The sequence below is a fragment of the Vibrio anguillarum genome (assembly GCF_001989995.2).
Lineage (GTDB): Bacteria > Pseudomonadota > Gammaproteobacteria > Enterobacterales > Vibrionaceae > Vibrio > Vibrio anguillarum.
The window spans coordinates 1-1095 of record NZ_JAHGUP010000183.1 but is presented as its reverse complement, the minus strand read 5'-3'; the positions used below and the strand labels follow the sequence as shown (position 1 = coordinate 1095).

Annotated in this window: 1 protein-coding gene; it reads left to right on the top strand. The window is 41.5% G+C overall.

Features of this window, described 5'->3' with window-relative positions; translation table 11 throughout:
• Nucleotides 1-187: 187 nt before the first annotated feature.
• On the top strand, nt 188-901 hold the full coding sequence (locus tag PL85_RS18270) for a Fic family protein (RefSeq protein ID WP_170908065.1): 714 nt from the start codon (nt 188-190) through the stop codon (nt 899-901).
• Nucleotides 902-1095 lie beyond the last annotated feature (194 nt).

The window sequence follows — 1095 nt, the reverse complement described above, 5'->3', positions numbered from 1 at the left end:
CGGCTCAAGAGGGATTGCCAACGCTTGGCGACTTTAGTGCAAAATTGAAGTTCAGTGTTTACGGTGTGTTTTTTGAGTTCGGCGGTGCGTTGTCAACCCCTTAGCCGGGCGTTAGCCGACTTCTACCACCTTACTCATCAGTAAGTGTATACTTAACCAAGTTTTACTTACATTGAAGAAGACCACCATGACAGCATTGACAGATAACATGTGGAATATGAAACCAAATATACCGTTGGCTAAACAACTTGCCAAAAGAGATGTTCCAGCTTTGGTTTATGACGCTGTTAACCTCGAGGGTGTAGCAATGACTTTGCCTGAGGTGCAAACGATTCTTGATGGGATCACCGTAGGTGGCCATCGAATTAGTGATCAAAATATGGCAATGAACCAAGCTCGAGCATGGGAACTTATTTTTGGCTTAGTTGATCAAGGTGAGTTTCAATTTAATAAAGAAACCGCTTTAAAAATTCACAATATAGCTGGCAAAGAAGAAGCGTTAGAGTGGGGTAAGTTTCGCTCTGGTTACGTTTCCATTACGGGTTCAGAGTATGAGCCCCCCGCTCCAGATGAGTTGGACGATAAATGGCTTGAAGTTGAGAGTCAGGTTAATAGTGAATCTGATGTTTACGATCAAGCAATTACTGCATTTTTACAAATGGCACGCGCTCAATTTTTTTGGGATGTTAACAAACGTACCGGTCGGTTCATGATGAACGGTATTTTGTTGGCTAATGGTTTTCCTATCATTAATGTGCAAGCCAAACGTCAGCAAGAGTTTAATACGCTCATGCTCGATTTTTACTCTTCTAATGACATGACACAAATGAATAAGTTTTTACGAAGCTGTTTGGATGAAAAGATTATTCGTAATTTCAAGCTAGATCTGAAAATCGGCTAACAAACGCTTCAAGAAGGACAGCCAACGCGTGGCATTTTTATCATGCGTTGGTTTTTGTGATAATGGTGTTATGCGGAAGCTCGGTAGTAGCGTTGTCTGCCCCTTAAGCGGGCGTTATGCTATCATTCACGCCTTTCAATTAACGGTGTTTTTTATGAAACTTATTCCTCTTTTAAACAGGGAAACCGCATGAA

Bases quoted from the DNA above. Each gene is read 5' to 3' on its own strand.
- PL85_RS18270 (WP_170908065.1), top strand. From the start codon at position 188: ATGACAGCATTGACAGATAACATGTGGAATATGAAACCAAATATACCG.